This window comes from Mesorhizobium sp. M0037 (genome assembly GCF_040323635.1).
GTDB lineage: Bacteria > Pseudomonadota > Alphaproteobacteria > Rhizobiales > Rhizobiaceae > Mesorhizobium.
Window position 1 is genome coordinate 175,576 of sequence record NZ_JAMYVB010000010.1, and the last position, 24,859, is coordinate 200,434.

Consider the following 24,859-nt stretch of genomic DNA (forward strand, 5'->3'; position numbering starts at 1 on the left):
GCCGTTCGATCCACGCGCCTCCCACCTCACCACATCGTCTTCTTCGCCCGCTCCGGCCATTCCTTGTCGTAAGTACCGGCATCGATATTCTTGCGGCTGGTGACTTCCAGGATTGTTCCGGGTGTCGGCAGCGATTTCGGGTCGACGTGCTTTGCCGGGTTCCACAGCTCCGAGCGAACGATGGCGCGGGCGCACTGGAAATAGACCGAATCGACATCGACCACGGTGACCGAGCGCGCCGGCTTGCCTTCGACGGCGAAGGAGGCGCAAAGCGCGGCGTCGGTGGTGATGCGGGCGCGGCCGTTGACGCGCAGCGTCGTGCCCGAACCCGGCACAAGAAACAGCAGCCCGACGCGAGGATCGCGGATGATGTTCTTAAGCGAATCGGCGCGGTTGTTGCCGCGCCTGTCCGGCATCATCAGCGTTTTCGGGTCATGCATGCGCACAAAGCCGGCGAGATCGCCGCGCGGCGAACAGTCCAGCCCTTCCGGCCCGCTCGTCGCCAGGGCGACAAAAGGCGAGGCTTCGATGAAGGCGGCATATTCGGGAATGACGTGGTCGAGTTCCTTGACCGTCGACGCTTCGCCGGGCAGGCCGTAGAGGGCTTCGAGCTGTTCGACCGTGGCGATGTCAGACATTTTCCCGTCTCCGAACTGTTGCCAGCGTTACCCCCAATCAATGACGTTTTGCCGACAGTGCCGAACTAGCGGTCGCGGCTCAGTCCCTTCTCCTGGAGCTCGGCGAGATAGGCATTCCAGCGCGCGTCCTTTTCGTGGCCAAGCGTGTGAAGATAGTTCCAGGTGAAGATGCCGGTGTCGTGGAAATCGTCGAAGGTGATGCGCACTGCGTAGTTGCCGACCGGCTCGATCTTCAGGATGGCAACGTTGCGCTTGCCGGGAACCGTCACCCGCTGGTCCGGCGAATGGCCCTGCACCTCGGCCGAGGGTGAAGCGACGCGCAGCAGTTCGGCCGGCAGTTCGAACGGCCGATGATCGGGAAAGGTGACGGACAGCAGTTTTCTGTCCTTCGAGACCCTGAGTTCCTTCGGCGCCGTCATTGTTCTGCATCCCGCATCAATCCGCCCTTCCCTACGCTGCTTCGCGCGAGCGGAAAAGGCCATTTGGACCCGGCCGACATCGGATGTCGGCCAGGGAATGTCACCAAAGATCGAGAGCGGCTATCTTGAATGGCGGGTTGGATCGTATCACATAGCCGTATATAACGGCGCCACTCGCAGCATTGGAAACGCTTGAACGCATGGACATGATCGATCCCTTCGGTCGCACGATCAGCTACTTGCGCGTGTCGGTCACCGACCGCTGCGATTTCCGCTGCACCTATTGCATGGCCGAGGACATGGCGTTCCTGCCCAAGAAGGACCTGCTGTCGCTCGAGGAACTCGACCGGCTCTGCACCGTCTTCATCGAAAAGGGCGTGCGCAAACTGCGCCTCACCGGCGGCGAGCCGCTGGTGCGCAAGAACATCATGCATCTGGTGCGCCAGCTGTCGCGGCACCTGAAGAGCGGCGCGCTGGAAGAGTTGACGCTGACCACCAATGGCTCGCAGCTGTCGCGCTTTGCCGCCGAGCTTGCCGATTGCGGTGTCGAGCGCATCAATGTCTCGCTGGATACGCTCGATGCCGACAAGTTCCACGCCATCACCCGCTGGGGCCATCTCGGCAAGGTCATGCAAGGCATCGATGCCGCGCAGGCGGCGGGGCTGAAGGTGAAGCTCAACGCCGTTGCGCTGAAGGACTTCAACGACGTCGAGCTGCCGGAGATGATGCGCTGGGCGCATGGCCGCGGCATGGACTTGACCGTCATCGAAACCATGCCGATGGGCGAGATCGACGCCGACCGGACCGACCAGTATCTGCCGCTATCGCTGCTGCGCGCTTCGCTCGAGCGCCAGTTCACGCTGAGCGACATCCCCTACAAGACCGGCGGTCCGGCCCGCTACGTCCATGTCGCAGAGACCGGCGGCAGGCTGGGCTTCATCACGCCGATGACGCATAATTTCTGCGAAAGCTGCAACCGCGTGCGGCTGACCTGCACCGGCACGCTCTATATGTGCCTGGGTCAGGAGGATGCCGCCGACCTGCGCGCGCCGTTGCGTGCCTCAGAAGGCAACGAGCTGGTCGCTGCTGCCATCGACGAAGCGATCGGCCGCAAGCCGAAAGGCCATGATTTCATCATCGACCGCCGCACCAGCCGCCCCTCGGTATCCAGGCATATGAGCGTCACCGGCGGCTGATTTTTTCCGAGATTTGGTGCAAGGAGTGTCTCCATAGAGCAGTTCACCGTTTCACGGCGAACCGCTCTATGTCTTTGTTTTTTGCGCAATTCCGGACGGAAAACCGATCACACTTTTCCTGGAATTGCTCTAGTTCACTGGAGACATCGAATGAAGCGTCTTTCCATTGGATTGGCAGTTGCACTGATAGCGGCAGGCAGCGCCAATGCAGCGCCGTTCACCTACACCAATGCGCGCTTCGGCACGGTCTGCACCTTTCCCGACGACTCTTCACCGATCGCCAGCCCGAGCCGTACAATGGCGACGGACAGCAATGGCTCAGCGCCGACGGCGCCAGCCTGATCTGCTCCGGTATTTTCAACGTCAGTGACGACACCCCAAAGAGCTTCGTCGCCGAGGAGAAGGCAATCAAGGAAGCGGGCTACCAGATCAGCTACAGCAAGACCGGCAAGAACTGGGCGGTGCTGCCGGGACTGAAGGATGGCAAGATCTTTTACGAACGGCGCCTGTTCGGCAAGGACGGCGTCATCCGCACCGTGCGGATCGACTATCCGCCGGCCGTTAAAGCGAAATACGATCCGCTGGTCGGCGCCATTGCCGGCAGCCTCAAAGGACCGTGAGCTTTTCGGACACACACCAGAAAAAGTCTCATGCGCATATAGCTGGCGGATTTACCGCAAGCGCGTTCGAGCCTAGATTCCTGGACATAGCGGCTCGTCGCTCGGTTTGGGGGAATACGACATGCGCACATTCTTACTTTCTCTTGCACTGCTTGGGTTTGCCGCCGCGCCGGCAGCAGCACAGTCCATCGGTGGCAGCTACACCGTCGCGGGCACCAATTTCGACGGCTCGAAATATGGCGGCGAAGCCACCATCACACTGACCAGCGAGACCACCTGCACCATCCATTGGGAGACGGGCGGATCATCGTCGGACGGCATCTGCATGCGCAACGACGATGCCTTTTCCGCCGGCTATGTCATGGGCAAGGAAATCGGTCTCGTCGTCTACAAGGTAGAAGATGACGGCTCGCTGCACGGCCTGTGGACCATCGCCGGCAAGAACGGCAGCGGCACCGAGGTGCTGACGCCGAAATAAGGCTGCCGGTCATCCGGCCAGCCCTCTCAGGGATTTCTAGGGGCCACGGGAGAAAATCCGTGGCCTATTTCTTTGACGTTGCTGTCTTGCCGCCGGCTGCTACAGGCTTGAGCGGTTCACCGTTTCGCCGAAACGTCGAACCGCTTTATTCTTTGTTTTCACGCAATTCCGGACGGAAAACCGTTTCACACTTTTCCTGGAATTGCTCTTGCAAACCGGTAACGCCCTTGCCTCTTTCCCCAAACATTCGCGGCGCGCTGTGCATGATGGTGGCCATGATCGGCTTCACCCTCAACGACGCCATCACCAAGTTCTCGTCGGAATCGATGAACATGGCGCAAGTCATGCTGGTGCGCGGCGCCTTTGCGACGCTGCTCGTCGGCCTGCTCGCCTGGCAGCAAGGCGCGCTCGCGCGACCGAGGTCGATGCTGCAGCCGCTGGTGGCGCTTCGCGTGGTCGCCGAGGCCGGCGCCACCGTCGCCTTCCTTGTGGCATTAGCGCATCTGCCGATCGCCAATGTCTCGGCGGTGCTGCAGGCGCTGCCGCTGGCGGTGACGATGGGGGCCGCACTCGTATTCAACGAAGCGGTCGGCTGGCGGCGCTGGCTGGCGATCGCGGTCGGCTTCGGCGGCGTGCTGATCATCGTGCGGCCAGGCTTCGAAGGCTTCAGCGTCTATTCGCTGTACGCACTCGTCAGCGTCGCCTGTTGCGCAGTACGTGACCTCGCCACCAAGCGCATCCCAAGGGCTATCCCGACCTTGCTGGTGTCGACGGCAACGGCAATCGCCATGACCATCGTTGGCGCCGTGCTCCTGTCCCCGATGGGTGGCTGGACGCCGATGTCCGGCAAAGGCACGGCACTTTTGGCATTGGCGGCGGTGCTGGTGCTGATCGGCTACCAGTTCATCATCATGGCAATGCGGGCCGGCGACATCTCCTTCATTGCGCCATTCCGCTACACCGCCCTCTTTTGGTCGATGCTGCTTGGCCTCATCATCTTCGGCGATGTCCCCGACCTGCCGATGATCGTTGGCTCCGCCATCATCATCGGCTCCGGCCTCTACGCGCTCTATCGCGAACGGGTCGTCGGCCGGCAGAAGCCGGCGGCCGAAAGCGCTGGACCCGACATGGCGCCGGACGGCATATAGCTTGGCCATGAGCCAAGACATTGCAGGAATTATCCTGGCCGGAGGCCTGTCACGGCGCATGGGCGGCGGCGACAAGACTTTGCTGGCGCTTGGCGAGCGTCCGCTTCTCGACCATGTCGTTGCCCGCCTGGCGCCGCAGGTCGGATCGCTGGCGGTCAGCGCCAATAGTGACCCGGCGCGCTTCGCCGCGGCCGGTCTTCCGGTTCTCGCCGATGCGGTGGAAGGCTATGCCGGACCGCTGGCCGGAATTCTCACCGGCCTCGAATGGGCGGCAGCGAATACCGCTTTCAAGGCATTGGCGACGGCCGCCGGCGACACGCCGTTCCTGCCGGTGGACCTGGTCGAGAGGCTGGCTGCGGCTGTTGACGAGCGACCAGGCTCCATCGCTGTTGCCAGTTCCGGCGGCAGGCGGCATCCGACCTTCGCGCTGTGGCCGCTTGGGCTAGGCCAGGCACTCCGCCACTTTCTGAGCCACGAGGACAACAGGCGCGTCTCCGCCTTCATCGAGCGGCACGACTGTGTCGAAGTGGAATTTCCGTTGCTGACCCACGGCAGTGACGAGATCGACCCGTTCTTCAACATCAACACACCGCACGACCTTGCGGTGGCCGAGCGTCTGTTGCAGAGCATCGGCCCATGAACATCTTCGGCATCACCGGCTGGAAGAATTCCGGCAAGACCACACTGACCGAGAAGCTGGTCACAGAGTTCGTCCGGCGCGGCTGGACAGTGTCGACGGTCAAACATGCCCATCATGAGTTCGACATCGACAAGCCTGGCGCCGACAGCTTTCGCCACCGCCAGGCGGGCGCCACCGAAGTCGCGGTGGTGTCAGGCAAACGCTGGGCGCTGATGCATGAGTTGCGCGGTGAGGACGAGCCGACGCTGGAGACGGTCCTGTCGCGGCTGGCACCGTGCGATATCGTGCTGGTCGAAGGCTACAAGCGCGAGGTGCACAAAAAGATCGAAACCCGGCGGCAGGAGGCCAAGGACCGCTCGCCGCTGTCAGCGAACGACGGACATATCGTGGCGATTGCCGCCGACTTCGCGGTTACCGGCGAAAGCCTGCCTGTGTTCGATCTCGACGACACGGGAGGGATAGCCGACTTCATCGAGCGCATGACCGGCCTCAAACGTTGAGGCCCCTGCCCTGGCCCGGTTCAGCCGCCCTCTTCAGCCGTTGCATTGTCTAAGCGCGTCGCGCCTGAACGCCCTCATGCGACGCGCTTCAGGTTGTTTTATTTATGCATGTCGTTGTCCCAAAACCGCTGCACACTTCGGGCGACATGCATTAACCCGGCGTCAGCATTGGCTGGATCCGCAAATCCCGCAAGCAACGGTTTTACAGTTGCTTTTCTCCCGAAAACAGTGGGAGTATCGCGCCAGCGGGCGGTCAAAAGCACCGCCCCACAGAGCCGTTCCGGAACGACGGCCGGGAGCCATAAAGAGAGGACTATCATGCGTATTGCACTGCGTATCGCGCTCGCCGCATCGGCTGCGCTGCTGACGCTCGGCGTCGCCCAGGCTCAGGAAACGACCCTGAGAATCGGCACCGAAGGCGCCTACCCCCCATTCAACAACCTGACCTCGGACGGCCAGCTCGTGGGCTTCGACATCGACATCGCCAAGGCGCTCTGCGACGAGATGAAGGTCAAGTGCACCTTCGTCGCCCAGGATTGGGACGGCATCATTCCGGCCCTGCAGGCCGGCAAGTTCGACGCCATCGTCGCCTCGATGTCGATCACACCGGAGCGCGCCGAGAAGGTCGACTTCACCCACAAATACTACAACACGCCGTCGGCGATCGCGGTACCCAAGGATTCGACCCTCAAGGGCGTGACCAAGGAAGACCTGGCCGGCAAGACCATCGGCGTCGCAACCACCACGACGCATTTCAATTATGCCTCGAAAACCTATACGGACAGCACGGTCAAGGGCTATCCGAGCAGCCCCGAAGAGCAGGCCGATCTCGCCAATGGCCGTCTCGACGCGATCGAGGACGATATCGTCGTGTTGCAACAGTTCCTGGATTCGCCTGATGGCGCCTGCTGCAAGATTCTCGGCCAGCCTTCGCCGCAGCCGGTCGATATCTTTGGACCGGGCGCCGGCATCGCCGTGCGCAAGGGCGAGACGGATCTGGTCAACAAGTTGAACAGCGCCATCGACGCAATCCGCGCCAACGGAAAGTACAAGGAAATCAATGACAAGTACTTCAAGTTCGACGTCTTCGGCGCCGAGTCCTGATCGTCTGAAACAAGGCGGCAGGGGAAGTTTCCTGCTGCCGCCTTGGCCTGACAGAAGTGGAGACAAGACCCGTCAATGCCAAGCCAGAACATATGGATACTTCTCACTTGGGGACCCGATGGCTGGATTGACGATATTGCCTATGGCGCACTGGTCACCATTGCGCTTGCGCTGGCGACACTGCCGATCGGCCTGACGATCGGCTTTTTCGTCGCCTGGGCAAAACAATCCGAAGAGCCGTCGCTTCGCGTGGCCGCCAACATCTACACCACGGTGTTTCGCGGCCTGCCGGAACTGGTGACGCTTTTCCTGTTCTTCTTCGGCATGCCGATCCTCTTGCAGTATGTCATCCGTCTGTTCAGGCCGGAAGCGACGGTCGATGTCGACAGCTTCCTCGCCGGCATGATCGTGCTGTCGCTGATCTTTTCGTCCTATTCCAGCGAAGTCTTCCTGTCGGCCTTTCGCGCCATTCCGAAGGGCCAGTATGAGGGCGGCTATGCGATCGGTCTGTCGAAATGGCAGACGATGCGCAAGGTGATCCTGCCGCAGCTGCTGCGCATCGCCTTCCCCGGCCTTGAGAATTGCTGGCTGAGCCTGCTCAAGGACACGGCCCTGGTGTCGGTCGTCAACCTGGCTGAAACCCTGCGCAACGCCGGCGTGGCGGCCCGTGTCACCAAACATTCCTTCCTGTTCTACAGCGTCGCGGCGATGGTGTTCCTTATCCTTGCCATCCTGTCGTCGATCGCCACCGGCTTCATCCTGCGTTCGCTCGGGAGGAGGGAGGCACGATGAGCGTCGTGACGCGCGCCGCCGTCGACATCGAGAAGCCACCACCACGGGCGCGAGGCTGGCCGCGGGCCCGTATCGTCGGCTACGCGCTGGTCGGCTTCTGGATCCTGTTCGGCATCGGCATCGCCGTCTATCTGGTTTACGCTTGGAATGGCGAATTCTTCGCCAGATACGCGCCGGCCTATCTGCAGGGCTTGGGAACCACGCTTGCGCTGGTGGCCATCTCTATGGTGCTCGGCGCGCTTTTTTCGCTGCCCGTCACCTATGCCCGCATGTCGAAGAACCGCTATCTGTCCGTCCTGGCCTATTGCTACGTCTACTTCTTCCGCGGCACGCCGCTGCTGGTCCAGGTTTATCTCGTCTATTACGGCCTGGGCTCGTTCAGACCGGAACTTAGCGCTTTTGGACTTTACCTACCGGTCGTCAGCGATTGGTTCCAAATTCTGCCTTACGTGAGCATCCCATCGGGACTAGCGATCGAAAGATTCACGCTTTGGGATTTTTTTAAGGACGCCTTCAACTGCGGCGTGTTCGCCTTCGCGCTCAACACCGCCGCCTACCAGGCCGAAATCCTGCGCGGCGCCATAGAGAGTGTTCCGAGGGGTCAATGGGAGGGCGCTGCTTCGCTCGGCCTGCACAAATTGCAGACGCTGCGCAAGGTCATCCTGCCGCAGGCGTTTATCGTCGCGCTCCGGCCCTATGGCAACGAACTCGTCCTGATGATCAAGGCCTCTGCGATCGTTGCCATCATCACCGTCTATGATTTGATGGGCAACGCGAAGCTGGCCTACGCCAAGTCCTTCGACTTCCAGGCCTATGTCTGGGTCGCCATCGTCTATCTGGTGATGGTCGAGATCCTGCGCCACGGCGTCGAATGGATCGAGCGGCGGATCACCATTCATCTGATCCGCTGAGCGTTCGGCTGTACCAGTCGATCGGCTCATGCGCGTCTTGACGAATGGCGCGTAGAGCCTAGAGCTATCCAAGACAATTCCGTTCCGTCTGAAGGGCAAACCCATGGCATCTGTGGCATTTCTCGGTCTTGGCGTGATGGGCTATCCCATGGCCGGGCACCTCAGGAACAAAGGCGGCCACGACGTCACCGTCTACAACCGCACCGCGGCGAAGGCGGAACAATGGGTGGCCCAGCATGGCGGCAAGTCTGCCGCGACGCCGGCGGGCGCCGCAGAGGGCCAGGATTTCGTCTTCTCCTGCGTCGGCAATGACGACGATCTGCGCTCGGTGACGACCGGGGCCGATGGCGCCTTCGCCGCGATGAAAAAAGGCTCCGTCTTCATCGACAACACCACCGCTTCGGCCGAAGTCGCGCGCGAACTGGCTGACGCCGCTGAAAAAGCCGGCTTTTCCTTTCTCGATGCCCCGGTCTCCGGCGGCCAGGCGGGCGCTGAAAACGGCGTGCTGACGGTGATGGTCGGCGGCGAGCAGGCTGCCTTCGACAAGGCCAGGCCGGTCATCGACGCCTTTGCCCGCATGGTCGGGCTGATGGGTCCGTCGGGCGCCGGCCAGCTCACGAAGATGATCAATCAGATCACCATTGCCGGGCTGGTTCAGGGACTGGCCGAAGGCATCCACTTCGGCAAGAAGGCCGGGCTCGACATCGAGAAGGTCATCGAGGTGATTTCCAAGGGCGCTGCCGGGTCCTGGCAGATGGAGAACCGACACAAGACGATGAATGCCGGCAAATATGATTTCGGCTTTGCCGTCGACTGGATGCGCAAGGATCTCGGCATCTGCCTTGATGAAGCCGACCGCAATGGCGCGCGACTGCCGGTGACCGCCCTTGTCGACCAGTTCTACAAGGATGTGCAAGCGATGGGCGGCAAGCGCTGGGATACGTCGTCCTTGCTTGCGCGCCTGGAGAAGTAGCCTGGAGATGGCCGAGCTTTCGCCCCAATCGAGCGCCGATGAGATCGTCGCCCATTTGCGCTCGATCGGCTCGGAGGACAATCGCCGCGGCATGTTGCGCTACGGTATCAAGACCGAGCGCGCGCTCGGCATCTCGCATGGCATGCAGCGGCAGATCGCCAAAAAGATCAAGCGCAACCACGAGCGAGCTTTCGAACTTTGGCAGACCGGCATCATGGAGGCGCAGTTCATCGCTTCCGTCACGGCCGACCCGAAGCGCTTCTCAGCCGCGGATGCACGACAATGGGCCGCGTCCTTCGATTCCTGGGATATCGTCGACGGCGTCTCCGATCTCTTCGTCGACACGGACGCCTGGAAGGAGCTGATTGAAGAGTTCGCGGCGGACGAGCGCGAGTTCGTTCGACGCACGGCCTTTGCCATGATGGCGTGGTCCGTCGTGCACCGGAAGCAGGAGCCGGTGGCGACTTTCCTCGGCTTCCTGCCGATCATCGAAGCGCATGCCGCCGACAGCCGCAATTTCGTGAAGAAGGCGGCAAACTGGGCGCTTCGTTCGATCGGCAAGCGATCGTTGGAGATGCACGGCGCTGCCCTTGCCGTGGCCGAACGACTGGCCCAGTCGGCCGACAAGACGGCGCGCTGGATTGGCAAGGACGCCGTACGGGAACTCACCAATGCCAAGATCGTCGAGCGGATCGCCGCCAGAAAAGGCTGACCTAGCCAACGTCCGGTTCACCGAGGTGACGCGGCAGACGCGCGCCGATTTCGAAGGCCTCTTCGAAGCGCAAGGCGGTCCGAAGTATTGCTGGTGCATGGCCTGGCGGCCCCTGCCCGGCCGCCGCGAGCATGTCCAGCACGCCGAGTTGAAACGGGCCATGATGGCGCTTGTCGAGGCCGGTACGCCGGTGGGAATCTTGGCCCAGATTGACGGCAAGACCGTCGGCTGGTGCTCGGTCGCGCCGCGCCAGACCTATCGGAAGCTGACGTCGCAACAGGACGATGACGAGACCGGCATCTGGTCGATCGTCTGCTTCTATGTGCCAAGGGCGCTGCGCGGCGGCGGGCTGGCGGCAGCGCTGCTTGACGCTGCCATAGATCACGCCTTTGCCAAGGGCGCCGGCGTGATCGAGGCCTACCCGGCGACGAGGCATCGCCGAGCTACCGTTTCATGGGGTTTCGCGGCGTGTTCATCGCTCGCGGGTTCCATGAGGTCGGCATGGCCGGCTCTCGCAGACATGTGATGCGGCTCGAGCGTTGACGCGATCGGCCGCGGCGTCTTTACTCCTGCACAAAGGAAGCGGCCGATGAGCAGTCCTCTCAAATCGACCTTGGCGCTTGCAGCCGCGTTGTTGGTGTTCACCGCTACCAACGCCTCAGGCCAAACCGCGCACATCTTCTGGAAAGATCTGCGTCCTGCGACGCAGGCGGTGGCCGAAGATGCCGGCCTGCCGATGATTGCGGCAAAACTGCCCGATCGTGGCGAGACATTGTCGCTCAACCTGCAGGACAAGACGGTACAATTAGCCGGCTATGCATTGCCGGTCGACCGTGATGGCGATCTCGTCTACCAGTTCCTGCTGGTGCCGTGGACAGGCGCTTGCAGCCACATGCCGACGCCGCCGCCCAACCAGATCGTGCTGGTGACGCCGGCCCGTCCCTACAAGATGTCGCACGCCTATGAGTCGGTTGCCGTGACCGGCGCCTTGCGGCCCGGCTTGGAGAAGAGCCAGTTGTTCATTCTCGACGGCGTCAGCATCATCCAGTCCGGCTACACCGTACGCAAAGCCGATGTGGTGGCAGTCGACACGGTGCCGGACACGATCACGCTGCCGGTCAACTCGCCCTGGAGTTTCCTCAACAAAAAGAAAAACTAAGCGCCGCCTGCTTGTGCAGCGTCACCGCCCAGTCACGGACAACCGCGCTCAGGCCGCGTTGGCGCCGGATTCCTTGTCCAGCAGCATGTAGTCGAGCGGCATTTCGGTCGTGTACTTGATCTGCTCCATGGCGAAGGACGACGATACGTCGCGGATCTCGATCTTGGCGATCAGCCGCTTGTAGAAGGCGTCATAGGCGGCGATGTCGGGCACCACGACGCGCAGGAGATAGTCGACGTCGCCGCTCATGCGGTAGAATTCGACAACTTCGGGAAATTCCTGGATGACTTCCGAGAAACGCCGCAGCCATTCATGGCTGTGCGAATTGGTGCGGATCGACACGAAGACGGTGACGCGCACATTGACCTTTTCGTGGTCGAGGATGGCGACCCGCCGCTTGATGACTCCCTCTTCCTCCAGCTTCTGGATGCGGCGCCAGCACGGCGTCGTCGACAGGCCGACTTTCTTGGCGACATCGGCAACCGCGAGCGTCGCGTCCTCCTGCAGGAGGCGGAGAATTTTTCTGTCGAGGCGATCCATTAAGGTGCTCCTGGTGCAGGCCGCGTTCCCTCGGGCGCGACGCGCTTTGGGAATAGATTGGCTATACTCCCTCTTATTTCGACCTTTCACAAGAAAGAAATTCTGTCGGATGGCACAAAAGCGAGTGATATCTTGCTTAAAGTCTAATCTATGCGATAGCGGATTTCCGATCTCAGAAACGGCAGCAAATCCATTTCAAACCATGGATTCTGCTTCAGCCATCCTGAGTTGCGCCATGACGGGTGTGGCAGCGGCAGCACTTTCAGGCTGGCCGGCGCATCCCAGATGGTGCGCCAGTCCTTCACGGTTTCGGTCAGCGACGGCCGGCGCGTGGCGCCCATATGCCAGGATTGCGCGTAGGAGCCGATTGTCAAAACGAGGTCGATCTGCGGCATCAGCGCCATCAGCGGCGCGCGCCAGGCCAGCGCGCATTCTCGGCGCGGCGGCAGGTCGCCGCCCTTTGCGTCCTGGCCGGGGAAGCAGAACCCCATCGGCACGATGGCGAATTTATCCGTGTCGTAGAATTCCTCGCTGGTTACGCCCAGCCAGCTTCGCAGCCGGTCGCCGGACGGGTCGGTGAACGGCATGCCGGACGAATGCACCTTTGTGCCTGGCGCCTGGCCGGCGAGCAGGATGCGGGCGCTGGATGATGGCAGCAGCACCGGGCGCGGCTCGTGCGGCAGTGGCCTGCCGACCGGAGTGTCGACGCAGATGCGGCAGGCGCGGACCTTTGCCGTCAAGCGTTCGAGTTCCGCCTCCATCAGGCGGAAGCGCTCGGACGGCTGGAGACGGCGCTGTACCAGCGCAGCACGTTTGTGCACTCGTCCGGCACTTTGATGCGCGCCGGTTTCATGAAATCCATGGCGATCATGCCGGTGATATCGGCGATCGAATAGGCGTCACCGGCGGCGAATTCGCGGTTTGCCAGTTCGGGGTCGAGCAGTTTCAGGAATTCGACCGCTTTCGCCTTGTTGGCCTCGCCCCATTCGGGGATCTGCGGAATTTCCCATTCCTTCATCGCCGGATGGATGTGGCGAAAAGCCTGGGCGACGCAGCTGAGCAGATTGAACTCCATGCGCCTTTGCCACATCTCGACCTTGGCCTTGCCGAGCGCGCCTTGCCCGAACAGCGCCGGTTCGGGATGCAGTTCCTCGAAATAGCGGCAGATGGCGACGGATTCGGTGAGGATGGTACCGCCGTCGAGCTCGAGCACGGGCAGCCGCTGCAGCGGGTTGCGCGACCTGACCGGCTCCTGCTTGTGCCCCATCGCACCCATGTCGACCGGCACCAGCGGCACTGCGATGCCCTTTTCGGCGAGGAAAACCCGCACGCGCCGCGGATTGGGGGCGCGGCCGCCGTCGAACAGTTTCATGCTTATCCTCCCGATCTGGTCCTTCAACTATAGTGCTCGTCACCAGAAGCGAAACATCTCTCGCAAGGCGTCACCGACCGAAGCCAGGGTGCCGTGCTTTCTTTCGAGCGGGCCGCCGTGGTGGCTTTCGCGCCAGTCTTGCGGCCGATCGAACGTGCCGGCCCAGATGCCAACCTTGCCGGCGCGGGCAATGGCCTGCTCGGTGTCGAAATCGCCATAGGCAATTGCCCAGCCGGCCTCAACCTGGGCCCGGTTGAGATCCTTTCCACCGGCCTTGCAATCGCCGAGCAGGCGGCCGTAGCGGTCGCGCTGCCAGCCGCTGCAGGTCACCGGATTGCCTGATATCAGCCGCACCAGCGCCTGGCGTGCCAGCCTGCCGCAAGCGTAGTCTGCGCCATGCCTACGGCAGATCTGCTGGTATTCCGGAGCGTCGATGCCGCGCATGCGGATACGTTCGGTGCCAAGGGTGAGTGAATCGCCATCGTTGACGATCGCCGCCCCTTGCGCCTTGCGCGTCTCGAAACGGTCGAGGCGTGCGGCGAGCAGGATCAGCAGGCCGAGCAGAATGACCGTCAGCGCGTAATCCAGCAGCTTGCGCCACAGGCTTCGCGGCGGCGGCGGATAGTATCGCCGGCGCGGCCTTGGCGACCACGAACGGCTCATATGGCAAACAGTCTCTTAATCATTCGAACGTAGCTTAACGAATTGAGATCGCTGCGCGCATAAATCGAAGTTTCCATGCCTCTGCTACGCTCGAACACAGCGGATAAATTCATTGTGGACCGCCGGAAACCGCACCGCAACAGCGATGTGGCGCGCGCGGTGCGCAAGACGCGCGACCGTCTTTCGCAGCAGGTCGGCAATCTCGACTTCGACCGCGAGCTGCTGAAGCTGCACGCCGGGACCATGGTGGGCGGCGCAGCCGTCATCCCACTGCTGGTGTTGGCGGTCGCGGCGGCCGGGCTGCTGGCCGGTGTGGACAAACAGATCAGCGTCTGGGCGCTGTTCACCCTGATCTGCTATTCGATCGTCGCCTTCATGGCGCGGCGCGTCGGCCGCACCGAAGCTGCCGAGCTCAACCCTGTTCGCACCCGCAGGGATTTTCTGATCGGCCACTCGCTGTGCGGCCTCGGCTGGGCGTGGTTCGCCTGGCTCGGCTGCGCTACCTGCCAGATCGACCAGTTCCAGGTGGCCAAGGCGGTGGTGCTGCTGCTGGCCATGGCGACGACCGCTATCATGGCGTCGTCCTTGCGCGGCTCGCTGCTTGCCACCTTCGTCGTTCCGGTGGCGGTCTATGCCTATGCTGAAACGAAATTTTGGGTGCCGGTCGGGACGATCATGGTCGCCCTGCTGGTCGCGGCATTGCCGTTCTTTGCCTATATCGCGCGCCATCTCAACCGCTCGTCGCTGATACTTCTGTCCTTCCGCTCCGAAAAGGATGCGCTGCTCGCCGAGGTGGAGACCGCGAAATCGATGTCGGACGAAGCTCGTCGGCGGGCCGAAGACGCCAATCTGGCGAAGTCGCGCTTCCTTGCTTCTATGAGCCATGAGCTCAGGACGCCCCTCAACGCCATTCTCGGTTTTTCCGAGGTGATGGCCAATGAGGTGCTCGGGCCGATGAGCAACCCGACCTATCGCGACTACGCCCGCGACGTGCACGATTCCGGCCAGCATCTGCTCGACCTGATCAACGAAATCCTTGATCTGTCGCGCATCGAGGCCGGCCGCTATCAGCTCAACGAAGAGCCGGTGATGCTGCTCAACATCGCCGAAGATTGCTGCCACATGATGGAATTGAAGGCGCGCAACAAGGACATCCGCATCGTCCAGGATTTCGAAAGTGCCCTGCCGCGGCTGTTCGCCGACGAGCGCGCGGTGCGGCAGATAACGCTCAACCTCCTGTCCAACGCCATCAAATTCACCGCCACCGGCGGCGAAGTTCGCGTGCGCGTCGGCTGGACGGCGGGCGGCGGCCAGTACATTTCGGTCAAGGATAACGGGCCGGGCATACCGGAAGACGAAATCCCGATCGTGCTGTCCGCCTTCGGCCAGGGCTCGATCGCCATCAAGAGCGCCGAACAGGGCACCGGGCTCGGACTGCCGATCGTGCAGGGCCTGCTCGCCATGCATGGCGGCGAATTCGAACTTCAGTCGAAATTGCGCGAAGGCACCGAGGCAATCGCCATTTTCCCGCTCGCCCGAGTGATGGAGGAACTGCCGGCGCTGCCAACCAAGACCGTGGCGGCGGCCCGCCGACGTTGACAGCTTGTTCTAGGCTTTGACCGCCGCCGCCATGCCCGAACTGGTAAGCGCCGCCGCCTTGACCAGACCGGCGGCAAGGGCGGCCCCTACCCCTTCGCCGTGGCTGATGCCGAGATCGAACAGCGGCCTGAGGCCGAGCCGCTCGGCGGCAAGCCTTTGGCCGGGTTCGGGCGACTGGCTGGCCAGCAGGCAATGGTCGAGCGCACCCGGGTTGGCGGCATGCAGCACGGCAGCGGCAGCGGTCGCGGCGAAGCCGTCGAGCAGCACCGGGATTTTTTGCATCCGGGCGGCGAGGATGGCGCCGGCAATGGCCGCAAATTCGCGGCCACCGACCCGGCGCAGTGCTTCCAACGGGTCCTTCAGAGCCGCACCATGGAAGGCGACGGCTTTATCGACTACATCAGCCTTGCGCGCCTGCATGGCCGCGTCCGCGCCCGAGGCGGGGCCGACCCAGTCGGCGCCGCTGCCACCGAACAGGACGGCGCACAAGGCCGCCGCAACGGTGGAGTTGCCGACGCCGAGATCGCCGAGGCAAATCAGATCGGAGCCACCGGCAATGGCTTCCATGCCGAAGGCCATGGTGGCGGCGCAGCCGCGTTCGTCGAGGGCGGCGTCCTCGGTGATGTCGGCGGTCGCAATGTGCAGCGCCAGATCGAACACCTTGAGGCCAAGATTGTTGGCGACGCAAATCTGGTTGATTGCCGCACCGCCGGCGGCGCACAGCTCAACGGCGTTTGCGGTCGCAGCGACAGGGCGCGGCGAGATGCCGTGGCGGGTCACGCCATGGTTACCGGCGAAGATCGCCACCAGGGGCCGGTTCACCGCCGGCGGGGCGCGCCCGCTCCAGACAGCAAGCCAGGCGGCGATGTCCTCGATACGTCCAAGCGAGGCTTTCGGCTTGTCGGCCTTGGAAAAAAGGGTGCGCCCCCAGTTTTACGCGACTGTATCGGCAGGCGGCAGGCTCGCCAGCAGATTGCGAAAGTCGTCGAAGGGCAGCGCGCTGGTCATGTCGGTCCTGATCATCCCCTGTGGTTGATCAGCGGCATAACCGCCTTGCCCGGCCGGCACAACTCCCCTCGACATTGGCGCGAAAGCGGTTGCCCGCGCCGCATTCCGAAGGGCTTGCATTGGCTTTGCCGTTGCACCATGTGGAGATGGAACGAGGGATTCCGGACGGAACCTTCAAGAGAAAGTCATGACGGCCATCGAATCCCCGTGCATCCTGGTCTGTTCGATCGACATGAAAACCGGCTTCTGCTTCGGCTGTGGCCGCACGCGCGATGAAATCGGCGCCTGGATGGGGATGACGCCGGAGGTACGCCGCAGCGTCATGGCCGAGTTGCCGGCCCGATTGGAAACGGTCGAGCGCCGGCCGCGCCGGGAAACACGCCGCAGCCGCATGGCGCGCGAGCGCGACGTCCTCTCTTGAAACGGCAGGTCCAATGAACCGACTGTTCTGGATGGTGATGGCGGCAATCGGCCTCGGGCTGGTGCTGCTTATGATCAACAACGACGCCGGCAGCACGTTCGGCATCGAGAATTACGATTTCAGCCGTCTGGTCTGGCTGGGGGCGATCGGCTTGCTGGTCAGCGCCGGCCTTGTCCGGTCCGGCAGGCCGCTCGGCGTCATGGCCCGCAATCTCGGCACGTGGGCCCTGATCGTGCTGGCGCTCGTCGCCGGCTACCAGTACCGCTACGAGTTGCAGGATTTCGCCAGCCGGGTGACGGCGGGCCTCGTTCCCGGCAGCCCGCTGGCGCTCGGCGTCGAGGACGGCCATGCCACCGTGACCCTGGACAAGGCCGACAGCGGCCATTTCGAGGCCCGCATCACGATCAACGGCGCGCCGATCCGCACCGTCGTCGATACCGGCGCGACCAGTACAGTGCTCACCGCCGAAGACGCGCAGGCGGCCGGCTTCAATCCGGCAGCGCTGAGCTTCACCGTCCCGGTCTCGACCGCCAATGGCATGGCACGCGCCGCTTCGGTGCGCACCGACGAACTGGCGATCGGCGGCATCGTGCGCAAGAACATGCAGGTGATGGTCGCCGCGCCCGGCGCGCTCAGCCAGAGCCTGCTCGGCATGAACTTCATCGGTTCCCTGTCGGGTTTCGACGTGCGCGGCGACCGGATGATTCTGCGCGACTGAACTGCTTAAGCGGCCTTTTCAACACGGTCGAAATCGACGGCAGCGAACGCTGCCTTCAGCACATCCGGTCCGGCGCCGGGTTTCGTCGCGTCGGTGGACAGTATCTGCCGGAAGCGGCGCGCGCCGGGCAGGCCGTGGAACAGCCCGACCATGTGGCGAGTGACGTGGCCGAGCCGCCCGCCCTGCTCGATATGCCGCGCCGCATAGTCGGCCTCCGCGTCGATCAGCGCGGCAAAATCGTAGGTGCCGGCCTTGCCGCCGTAGAATGCCGCGTCGATGCCGGCCAGGATGCCTGGCGTGTGGTAGGCGGCGCGGCCAAGCATGGCGCCATCGACATGATCGAGGTGGCGAGCCGCCTCTTCGAGCGATTGAACGCCGCCATTGATGCCGATGAATTTGTTCGATTTTCCCGCCTTGAGGCGATAGACCCTGTCATAGTCGAGCGGCGGGATGTCGCGATTTTCCTTCGGGCTCAGCCCCTCCAGCCAGGCCTTGCGCGCATGCACCCACAGCGCGTCGGCGCCGGCCGCGAAGACGCCGTCGGCCAGCGCGTCGAGCGCGGGCTCCGGATCCTGCTCGTCGACGCCGATGCGGCATTTAACCGTCACCGGGATTTTCACCGCCGCCTTCATCGCCGCCACACAATTGGCGACGAGGTCAGGCACTTTCATCAGGCAGGCGCCGAACGTGCCGGACTGGACGCGGTCGGACGGACAGCCGACATTGAGATTGATTTCGTCGTAACCGAACGCCTCGCCGATGCGCGCCGCCTCGGCCAGCTTTTGCGCATCGGAGCCACCGAGCTGCAGTGCCACCGGATGTTCGGTCTCGTCAAAACCAAGCAGCCGCTCGCGGGCACCATGGATGACAGCGTCCGCCACCACCATTTCGGTGTAGAGCAGCGCACGCTGCGTCAACTGGCGGTGGAAGAACCGGCAATGCCGGTCTGTCCAATCCATCATAGGCGCAACGGAAATCCTATGGGCTTGATTTATCACGCTTTTTCTCGTATTTTCAGGGCCTTAAAACGTGCACACGTTCGCCGTTTGTACGACACGATATCCGTCAGTTTTCGCATTTTGTACCCCTCCCTGTGCACACAGCGTGCACGAAAAAGAGACCACCCATGGCATCCATCAACAAGTTGGCTTCCGGCAAGTGGCGTGTGCAGGTTCGCTGCAAGGGCCACTCCCTCAGCACCAGCTTCTCGCTCCGCAAGGACGCCGAGATGTGGGCGCGCCGAATTGAGCGAGAAATCGACCTGGGTCAGAAGCCTGCTCCCAAGCACAAGGACGGGATCAAAACGGTCTCCGACCTGATCGACCTGCATATCGCCGATATGACGGAAGTTGGCAAGTTGATCGGGCGTTCGAAGGCATTCAGCCTGGACCTGCTACGAGCCAGGCTCGGAAGGATCAACATCGCGGATCTCAGTCGCGAACAGGTCATAAAGTTCGGCAAGGAACGAGCCGAGGAAGGCGCCGGACCTGTCACCGTTGGAATAGACATCGGATACATCCGGACATTGCTGGTGCACGGCGCGGCTGTGCATGGACTGCCTTATTCAGCGGACCCGGTGGAACTTGGTCGTGTCGCCCTCGCCCGCTTGGGTCTTGTTGGCAAGGGCAACGAACGCGATCGGCGGCCGACACTTGGCGAGATAGAGGCCCTGATCAGGTACTTCAGAGAAAACAACTTCCAGATTATCCCCGTCGACAAGATCATCCGCTTTGCGATCGCCACCGCCATGCGGCTCGGGGAAATCTGCAACGCCACGTGGGAGGACCTGAACGACCGCAACAACACCCTGCTGATACGAGATCGCAAGGACCCACGCCACAAAAAGGGCAATCACATGCGTATCCCGCTCCTCGATGTGAGTGGTTACGACGCCCGCGCGATCCTCGAAGAGCAGCGTTTCTCCACTGAGGGAAAGGGACGCATCTTCCCCTACAATGGGAAGTCGGCCGGAACCGCCTTCCGACGTGCCTGTCATGAACTTAAGGTCGAGGACCTGCACTTCCACGACCTGCGTCACGAAGGCACAAGCCGCCTGTTTGAAGCTGGCTTCAGCATCGAGCAGGTCGCCATGGTCACCGGGCACAAGGATTGGAAGATGCTCCGCCGCTATACCCACTTGAGGCCGGAGCAACTTCATGTGATCGCGGCGAGGCTTCAACAGACACCGCCACATACGGAGTTGCGGCAATCGGCTAATACCACTTTGCCAGACATCCGCCGTTGCTGGGAGGACAACGACGAATCCAGGATGGATTGAGCGATGTTGTCACGGGTCGCAAGGATTGGAAGAAGTTGCGTTGATATACGCATCTCAGCCGGAAACCCTGCACACGATCCGAACTGCGAGGGCAGCCTAGCCGACCGCCGATAAATTGGCGCTTCCTAAGGAAACCGCAGGCGGCTCCGTGGAAAACGCAGCGATAATCGCCTCGAGCGAGACATTCAATGCGCTGGAAAAAGTCCGGCCCTTCTGCCAAATAGCGACGTAGTGATAGAGCGCGGACGGTTCCACCGGTTTTGCTTCGAGGTTAAACGCTGCGTACTCACGCGCGATGATCTCATTGGTTATCGAAATGCCCAGGCCAGCTGAGACGTATCCGGCTTCGTGACCGTTGCAATCGAATTCCACCAGTATGTCCGGCTCAACGCCAGCGAAGCGCAAGGCATTGAAGTTCATTTGGTGGGCGGCGAACTGGGGATCGATATCGACGATCGTTTCGCCTGCCAGGTCTTGCGCCTCGACACAGGTCTGTTTTGAAAAACGGTGGTCGGGATGAAAGATGCATACGTTTCGTGCCGACCCGAGCGGCGCCCATTCAAACAGACTTGCGTCCAGCGGCAGTCTCGAGATTCCAAGATCCGCCCGACCTGCCAGGATGTGCTCACCGATCTGCTCGTAGCTTCCCGAAATTGACCGGACATTCGAAGCGGTCTTTGAGTGGATGATCGCCACAACCTTGGGCAAGGTCACGAAACCGAAAACAGAAGGCGCGGCAATCGCGATCCGTTGCTTTTCCTCGTTCTTCATTGCGAAGATGGACGCTTCCAGCCGATCCAGGGACGTCAGGGCAAGTTCTACGTTTCGCAGGAGTTCCCAGGCTTCCTGCAAGGGGACGATGCGGTTGGCTGATCGCTTGAACAGTGTGATGCCGAGCGTGGTCTCGAGCTGCTTCACATGTTGACTGACGGCCGGCTGGCTTATCCCGAGCGCAACCGCTGCTCGCCGTGTCGAACCGGCCCGCAACACTTCCCGGAAGACCTTCAACTGACGGAGCTTGAGGTCGCTCTGCAGAAGCTCCATCCCCGCGCACCTTTCCCTGACAACGCTCCCCGAGAAGCGGATCACGCCAACCTAGGAGCAACGAACCGCCTTAGTATATAACGGTTGGTTATAGATGAAATAATAAATATTATAGATTGAGTGTGTAATTTCAAGCGCTAGAATTAGCAAGTACCCTAAATTAACTCCAAATTACAAATATAACATTCCGCAACCTTGGGTTATACGACGTGGTCTGAGTGACAAAGGCCGGCGTAACCTTCGGTAATTGCGAGTCGAGGAAAGCGCCCCATGGGTGGTTTTACTACTCAGTTTGTTGTCGCGCTCACCGTGACCATAAGCCTGGCCCTTATCAGCGGCTGCGTGGGTACGGCATTCGGATTGTTTTTGGCCATTTCGAAGGGCACGGGACAAACGCGTCTCAACGGTGTCGTGACAGCCTACACCACGGTTGTCCGTGGGGTACCAGAACTTCTCATTATCCTGCTGATCTACTTCGGCGGAACGACGCTCGCCAGCAAGATCGCCGGCCGGTACGTGGAGGTGAACGCATTCACCGCAGGCGTTATCGCGCTCTCGGTCGTCTTTAGCGGCTACGCAACCGAAGTGTTTCGCGGCGCGATTGCGGCAGTGCCAGCGGGTCAAACCGAAGCGGCAAAGTCGCTTGGGCTGAACGCCTGGCTGCGCTGGATCTTCGTCATCGGACCGCAGATGCTGCGGCTGGCGCTGCCGGCCTATGGCAATCTCTGGATTTCGCTCTTCAAGGATACCGCGCTGGTTTCGATCGTCGGCCTGACCGACATCATGCGCGTTGCGTATGTGGGGGCCGGATCCTTGCGCGCACCGTTGACCTTCTACCTTGCAGCCTCCGCTCTCTATCTCTCGCTGACAACCGTCACGCTGCTGTCGATCCGGCTGGCTGAGCGGCGCTATCCGGCACTCGGCCGGTAGGAGGGAGCGACCCATGAACCTCGGCTTGATGTTTGACGCAATGGTTGTCCTGCCTTCGGGCGTGGGTCTCACATTGACCGTGACGGTCTTGTCGCTGACGGCCGGATTTCTTCTGTCCGTGCCGCTGGCCTTCATTCGCGCGTTTGGACGTCCTGGCCTCTCGCTCGCGGTGCTCGCATACACCTATGTGATCCGCGGGACGCCGATGCTCGTTCAGCTCTTCCTGCTCTACTACGGCCTCGCTCAGATCGAGGCGGTGCGAACCAGCGTCTTCTGGGTGATCCTGAGGGATCCTTTCTGGTGCGCCCTTCTGACATTTTCGCTGAACAGCGCGGCGCACACCACCGAGATCCTGTGCCGCGGTCTCCAGTCCGTGCCGAAGGGTGTCACCGAGGCGGCCACGTCTCTCGGCTTGAAACGCTTCCAGATCGCTCGCCTGGTCATCTTCCCGATCGCTTTCAGGATATCGCTTCCGGCCTACGGCAACGAGGTCGTGGGGATGATCAAGGGCTCGTCGCTGGCGAGCACCGTGACGCTGCTTGAGATCACCGGCATGGCGAGACAGATGGTTTCGACCACGTTCGCGCCGTACGAAATCTTCATCGTCGCCGGAGCGATCTATCTATCGCTCACCTCGATCGCGGTGAAAGCGATCCAGTTGCTGGAGCGATGGCTTTCGACCGACGGCCATCCGGTGTGTCGACGAAAGGCGCGAGTGCGCTCAGCTCTAGCTGACCCCGAGATCACGACGCCCCTGCCCTGACGCCGCAGGTTCTGGGCTCCCTTTCCATCCAAACCAACGAAGAGGTGCATCATGCGCATACCCCTGGCTATTGCTGTTTCTATCGCATCCCTGATGTCGGCATTCCCCGCCGGCGCCGAAAGCGAGCGCGTCATATCGATTGCCACTGAAGGCGCCTCGCCGCCCTGGGACGGCACCGACGCGAACGGTCAACTCTACGGCTACGATATCGATGTTGGACAGGAGTTGTGCCGTCGCATTGAGATCAAATGTACCTTCGTCCCGCAGGATTGGGATGGGATCATCCCGGCACTGCTTGTCGGCAAGTTCGACGTGATCATGTCCGGCATGGCGATCACGGAAAAACGCAAGCAGTCAATCGCGTTCTCGATCCCGTACGCCACCGGCTTCAACCAGTTCGTGGTGCGCAAGGACCTGGGTCTCGACGCCGGCGACACCAAGGAAAAGGTGAACCTTTCGACCATCGGCGACAAGGAGAAGGCGATCATTGAACGCCTCAGATCGACACTCGCCGGCAAGGCGATCGGAGCCCTGCGCTCGTCGAATTCGGAAGCAGTCGTGAAGGAAATGCTGGGCGATGTCGTGACCATCCGCAGTTATGACAGCCAGGACAACATGAAGCTCGATCTTGCGGCGGGTCGCATCGACGGAGGTCTCGCCGACTATTTCACCTGGCGGGATTTTCTGGAGACGCCTGCCGGCTCGGATGTGGTGTTTTTCGGCCCTGAACTGAAGGGTGGGCTCTGGGGGCCGGGCGTCGGCACCGGCATGCGCAAGGACGATACCGAGTTGCTCGCCAAGTTCAACGCGGCCATCGACGCGGCCACCAAGGATGGGACGATCAAAGCGCTGAGCCTGAAATGGTTCAAGAGCGATATCTCACCCGCCGTCTCCCAATAGGCGGCAACCGACTTCGACATTTGACGTGGCGCTGGCCGGAACGCCAGCGTCCCCTCCTTTAAGGCGAGCACCATGAAAGATTTCTGCGCGGTCGTTACCGGCCAATGCCTGATCAAGCACGACATCCGTGACGTAGTCAAAGACGAACGCTTCATCGCGGTTACAAACTTCCTGCGCCAAGGCGACATCGTCTTCACCAACTTCGAGTCGACGATCCTGGGCAAGCACGGCGGGTGGCCGACCAAGGGCAAATACTTCGGATATTCCAGGGCTGAAGTGCTCGACGCATTGCAGGCCATCGGTTTCAACGCGCTTGCGCTCGCAAACAACCACGCCTTCGATCTCGGCGCTGGCGGCATCCTGTCGACGCTGGAGGAGGTGGAAGCGCGCGGTTTCCTGCACGCCGGCATCGGGGCCAACGAGACGGACGCGAGGAAACCGGGCCGCCGCCAGCTGGGCGCGCCCAAGGTCGCGCTTCTTGCGATGGATGCGGGCCCTGGTCCCACCAACATGTATGCCGAAGACCGCACGGCCTTCCGACCGGCTCGGCCCGGCGTCAATCGTCTGAACACCGTCCGCAAGATAGGGGTGCCGGACGGACATTTCGGCAGACTGGCAAGGCTCGGCGCGCATTTGCAAAGCTCCCCCTTTGAACTGGCCAACTATGCGCAACCGGAGGACCCGGTAGAGGTGTCGGCCGGCAAGGAGATCAATTTCTACGGTACCGTATTCGCGCAGGCCGCCGATTTCGGCCGTCTGATCGAAGTCGATCAGCGGAGCGCGAGTGTCCATCTGTCCGCCATCCGGCACGCGGCGGCACAAGGCGATTTCGTCATTGCCTATCTGCACCACCATCATTGGGAACCAGGCTGGCAGGACGTGCCGCGCTGGGTGCAGACCTTTGCCAGGATGTGCATCGACGCCGGCGCCAACCTGTTCGTCAGCCACGGCGCTCCGGTGCTCCAGGCCGTGGAAATCTACAATGGCTCCCCAATCTTTTACGGCCTCGGAAACTTCCTGTTCCACGTCCACCCCGACGAAACCGAATGGGACCCACCGGAAGTCTGGCAAAGCATCGTCGCCGCGTGCTGCTATGATGCGAGCGGAAACCTCGCAGAAATAGATCTCCTCCCCGTCATGATCGGGGCCGAAACTCAGTCTCCCGGATCAGCAACGGACAGGCTGGTGCCCGTCGCCGTCACGGGAAGCGCGGCGCAAGACATCCTCGAGGGATTCGCGACCCGCTCGCGGGCGTTCGGCGTCGAAATCGAAGTGTCCTCGGCTTGCGGCCGCATCGCCCTGCCCGCTACCCGAAAATTTGGCTGACAGGCCC

30 protein-coding genes and 1 pseudogene are annotated in these 24,859 nt (G+C 61.9%); 21 read left to right on the forward strand and 10 right to left on the reverse strand.

Annotated features, from left to right (window positions below):
* Positions 1-26 precede the first annotated feature (26 nt).
* On the reverse strand, positions 27-638 hold the full coding sequence (locus NKJ78_RS17200; protein WP_023738826.1) for a pyridoxamine 5'-phosphate oxidase family protein: 612 nt from the start codon (positions 636-638) through the stop codon (positions 27-29).
* Between the two features lie 65 nt (positions 639-703).
* Positions 704-1,057: a gamma-butyrobetaine hydroxylase family protein gene (locus NKJ78_RS17205; RefSeq protein ID WP_023668999.1), complete on the reverse strand. Its 354-nt coding sequence runs from the start codon at positions 1,055-1,057 to the stop codon at positions 704-706.
* 200 nt (positions 1,058-1,257) lie between these two features.
* Between NKJ78_RS17205 and moaA the strand changes: the two genes are divergently transcribed.
* The 3 genes from moaA (at position 1,258) to NKJ78_RS17220 (ending at position 3,351) form a co-directional block, all read left to right on the forward strand.
* Positions 1,258-2,253 carry a GTP 3',8-cyclase MoaA gene (gene moaA / locus NKJ78_RS17210; RefSeq protein ID WP_031193366.1) on the forward strand — a complete coding sequence of 332 codons (996 nt, stop codon included), beginning with the start codon at positions 1,258-1,260 and terminating at the stop codon, positions 2,251-2,253.
* Between the two features lie 74 nt (positions 2,254-2,327).
* The gene (locus NKJ78_RS17215) at positions 2,328-2,873 is read left to right on the forward strand and encodes a hypothetical protein (RefSeq protein ID WP_245260426.1); all 546 of its coding nucleotides are present in this window, start codon (positions 2,328-2,330) and stop codon (positions 2,871-2,873) included.
* Between the two features lie 121 nt (positions 2,874-2,994).
* Positions 2,995-3,351, forward strand: a complete 357-nt coding sequence (locus tag NKJ78_RS17220; protein ID WP_023682496.1) for a hypothetical protein — start codon at positions 2,995-2,997, stop codon at positions 3,349-3,351.
* Positions 3,352-3,496: 145 nt separating this feature from the next.
* On the opposite strand, the gene NKJ78_RS17225 is transcribed toward NKJ78_RS17220, so the two are convergent.
* The gene (locus NKJ78_RS17225) at positions 3,497-3,628 is read right to left on the reverse strand and encodes a hypothetical protein (RefSeq protein ID WP_280790909.1); all 132 of its coding nucleotides are present in this window, start codon (positions 3,626-3,628) and stop codon (positions 3,497-3,499) included.
* Between NKJ78_RS17225 and NKJ78_RS17230 the strand changes: the two genes are divergently transcribed.
* From NKJ78_RS17230 to NKJ78_RS17275, 10 genes are all read left to right on the forward strand, one after another.
* On the forward strand, positions 3,579-4,499 hold the full coding sequence (locus tag NKJ78_RS17230; RefSeq protein ID WP_023738824.1) for a DMT family transporter: 921 nt from the start codon (positions 3,579-3,581) through the stop codon (positions 4,497-4,499). The two genes, NKJ78_RS17225 and NKJ78_RS17230, sit on opposite strands and share 50 nt — an antisense overlap.
* Before the next feature lie 7 nt (positions 4,500-4,506).
* Positions 4,507-5,139: a molybdenum cofactor guanylyltransferase MobA gene (gene mobA / locus NKJ78_RS17235; RefSeq protein ID WP_352458998.1), complete on the forward strand. Its 633-nt coding sequence runs from the start codon at positions 4,507-4,509 to the stop codon at positions 5,137-5,139.
* Positions 5,136-5,639 (forward strand): molybdopterin-guanine dinucleotide biosynthesis protein B, encoded by a 504-nt coding sequence (mobB, locus tag NKJ78_RS17240; RefSeq protein WP_352458997.1) that lies wholly within the window; start codon positions 5,136-5,138, stop codon positions 5,637-5,639. Before mobA ends, mobB begins: the two co-directional genes overlap by 4 nt.
* Before the next feature lie 318 nt (positions 5,640-5,957).
* Entirely contained in the window at positions 5,958-6,743 is a 786-nt protein-coding gene (locus tag NKJ78_RS17245) for an ABC transporter substrate-binding protein (protein ID WP_023688509.1), read from the forward strand.
* A 75-nt stretch (positions 6,744-6,818) separates the two neighbouring features.
* Positions 6,819-7,535: an ABC transporter permease gene (locus tag NKJ78_RS17250; RefSeq protein ID WP_023669007.1), complete on the forward strand. Its 717-nt coding sequence runs from the start codon at positions 6,819-6,821 to the stop codon at positions 7,533-7,535.
* Positions 7,532-8,446, forward strand: a complete 915-nt coding sequence (locus tag NKJ78_RS17255) for an ABC transporter permease (protein WP_352458996.1) — start codon at positions 7,532-7,534, stop codon at positions 8,444-8,446. Before NKJ78_RS17250 ends, NKJ78_RS17255 begins: the two co-directional genes overlap by 4 nt.
* 103 nt (positions 8,447-8,549) lie before the next feature.
* Entirely contained in the window at positions 8,550-9,419 is an 870-nt protein-coding gene (locus tag NKJ78_RS17260; RefSeq protein WP_352458995.1) for an NAD(P)-dependent oxidoreductase, read from the forward strand.
* Positions 9,420-9,426: 7 nt separating this feature from the next.
* Positions 9,427-10,131, forward strand: a complete 705-nt coding sequence (locus NKJ78_RS17265; RefSeq protein ID WP_023710489.1) for a DNA alkylation repair protein — start codon at positions 9,427-9,429, stop codon at positions 10,129-10,131.
* Entirely contained in the window at positions 10,091-10,657 is a 567-nt protein-coding gene (locus NKJ78_RS17270) for a GNAT family N-acetyltransferase (RefSeq protein ID WP_352562512.1), read from the forward strand. Before NKJ78_RS17265 ends, NKJ78_RS17270 begins: the two co-directional genes overlap by 41 nt.
* 63 nt (positions 10,658-10,720) lie before the next feature.
* Complete coding sequence (locus NKJ78_RS17275; RefSeq protein WP_352458993.1) at positions 10,721-11,290, forward strand: DUF3299 domain-containing protein; 570 nt, start codon at positions 10,721-10,723, stop codon at positions 11,288-11,290.
* A 48-nt stretch (positions 11,291-11,338) separates the two neighbouring features.
* On the opposite strand, the gene NKJ78_RS17280 is transcribed toward NKJ78_RS17275, so the two are convergent.
* From NKJ78_RS17280 to NKJ78_RS17295, 4 genes are all read right to left on the reverse strand, one after another.
* Positions 11,339-11,830 (reverse strand): Lrp/AsnC family transcriptional regulator, encoded by a 492-nt coding sequence (locus NKJ78_RS17280; RefSeq protein WP_023669013.1) that lies wholly within the window; start codon positions 11,828-11,830, stop codon positions 11,339-11,341.
* A 143-nt stretch (positions 11,831-11,973) separates the two neighbouring features.
* Positions 11,974-12,591, reverse strand: a complete 618-nt coding sequence (locus tag NKJ78_RS17285) for a uracil-DNA glycosylase family protein (RefSeq protein WP_023688514.1) — start codon at positions 12,589-12,591, stop codon at positions 11,974-11,976.
* Entirely contained in the window at positions 12,591-13,202 is a 612-nt protein-coding gene (locus tag NKJ78_RS17290; RefSeq protein ID WP_023688515.1) for a glutathione S-transferase, read from the reverse strand. The genes NKJ78_RS17285 and NKJ78_RS17290 overlap by 1 nt, the downstream gene beginning before the upstream one ends.
* A 39-nt stretch (positions 13,203-13,241) precedes the next feature.
* A complete protein-coding gene (locus tag NKJ78_RS17295) occupies positions 13,242-13,865 on the reverse strand; it encodes a thermonuclease family protein (RefSeq protein WP_023688516.1) in 624 nt (207 codons plus the stop codon).
* A 75-nt stretch (positions 13,866-13,940) separates the two neighbouring features.
* On the opposite strand from NKJ78_RS17295, the gene NKJ78_RS17300 reads away from it, so the two are divergent.
* Complete coding sequence (locus tag NKJ78_RS17300; protein ID WP_023706851.1) at positions 13,941-15,464, forward strand: sensor histidine kinase; 1,524 nt, start codon at positions 13,941-13,943, stop codon at positions 15,462-15,464.
* A gap of 9 nt (positions 15,465-15,473) precedes the next feature.
* On the opposite strand, the pseudogene NKJ78_RS17305 reads toward NKJ78_RS17300, so the two are convergent.
* A pseudogene (locus NKJ78_RS17305) lies at positions 15,474-16,472 on the reverse strand (nicotinate-nucleotide--dimethylbenzimidazole phosphoribosyltransferase).
* Positions 16,473-16,659: 187 nt separating this feature from the next.
* Here NKJ78_RS17305 and NKJ78_RS17310 point away from each other — a divergent pair.
* Positions 16,660-16,893, forward strand: a complete 234-nt coding sequence (locus NKJ78_RS17310; protein ID WP_023824914.1) for a DUF1289 domain-containing protein — start codon at positions 16,660-16,662, stop codon at positions 16,891-16,893.
* 13 nt (positions 16,894-16,906) lie between these two features.
* Complete coding sequence (locus tag NKJ78_RS17315) at positions 16,907-17,611, forward strand: TIGR02281 family clan AA aspartic protease (RefSeq protein ID WP_023738817.1); 705 nt, start codon at positions 16,907-16,909, stop codon at positions 17,609-17,611.
* Positions 17,612-17,616: 5 nt separating this feature from the next.
* On the opposite strand, the gene dusA is transcribed toward NKJ78_RS17315, so the two are convergent.
* Positions 17,617-18,609, reverse strand: coding sequence for a tRNA dihydrouridine(20/20a) synthase DusA (dusA, locus tag NKJ78_RS17320; RefSeq protein ID WP_352458991.1), 993 nt, complete (start codon positions 18,607-18,609; stop codon positions 17,617-17,619).
* Positions 18,610-18,737: 128 nt separating this feature from the next.
* On the opposite strand from dusA, the gene NKJ78_RS17325 reads away from it, so the two are divergent.
* Complete coding sequence (locus tag NKJ78_RS17325) at positions 18,738-19,889, forward strand: site-specific integrase (RefSeq protein ID WP_352458990.1); 1,152 nt, start codon at positions 18,738-18,740, stop codon at positions 19,887-19,889.
* Between the two features lie 96 nt (positions 19,890-19,985).
* On the opposite strand, the gene NKJ78_RS17330 is transcribed toward NKJ78_RS17325, so the two are convergent.
* Complete coding sequence (locus tag NKJ78_RS17330; RefSeq protein ID WP_352458989.1) at positions 19,986-20,933, reverse strand: LysR family transcriptional regulator; 948 nt, start codon at positions 20,931-20,933, stop codon at positions 19,986-19,988.
* A gap of 270 nt (positions 20,934-21,203) precedes the next feature.
* Here NKJ78_RS17330 and NKJ78_RS17335 point away from each other — a divergent pair, with 270 nt between their 5' ends.
* The 4 genes from NKJ78_RS17335 to NKJ78_RS17350 all read left to right on the forward strand — a co-directional run bounded on the left by NKJ78_RS17335 (position 21,204) and on the right by NKJ78_RS17350 (position 24,852).
* Positions 21,204-21,863, forward strand: coding sequence for an ABC transporter permease (locus NKJ78_RS17335; protein WP_352458988.1), 660 nt, complete (start codon positions 21,204-21,206; stop codon positions 21,861-21,863).
* 13 nt (positions 21,864-21,876) lie between these two features.
* On the forward strand, positions 21,877-22,626 hold the full coding sequence (locus tag NKJ78_RS17340) for an ABC transporter permease (RefSeq protein WP_352458987.1): 750 nt from the start codon (positions 21,877-21,879) through the stop codon (positions 22,624-22,626).
* A 51-nt stretch (positions 22,627-22,677) separates the two neighbouring features.
* A complete protein-coding gene (locus NKJ78_RS17345) occupies positions 22,678-23,526 on the forward strand; it encodes a transporter substrate-binding domain-containing protein (RefSeq protein WP_352458986.1) in 849 nt (282 codons plus the stop codon).
* Between the two features lie 72 nt (positions 23,527-23,598).
* Positions 23,599-24,852, forward strand: a complete 1,254-nt coding sequence (locus NKJ78_RS17350) for a CapA family protein (protein ID WP_352458985.1) — start codon at positions 23,599-23,601, stop codon at positions 24,850-24,852.
* Positions 24,853-24,859 lie beyond the last annotated feature (7 nt).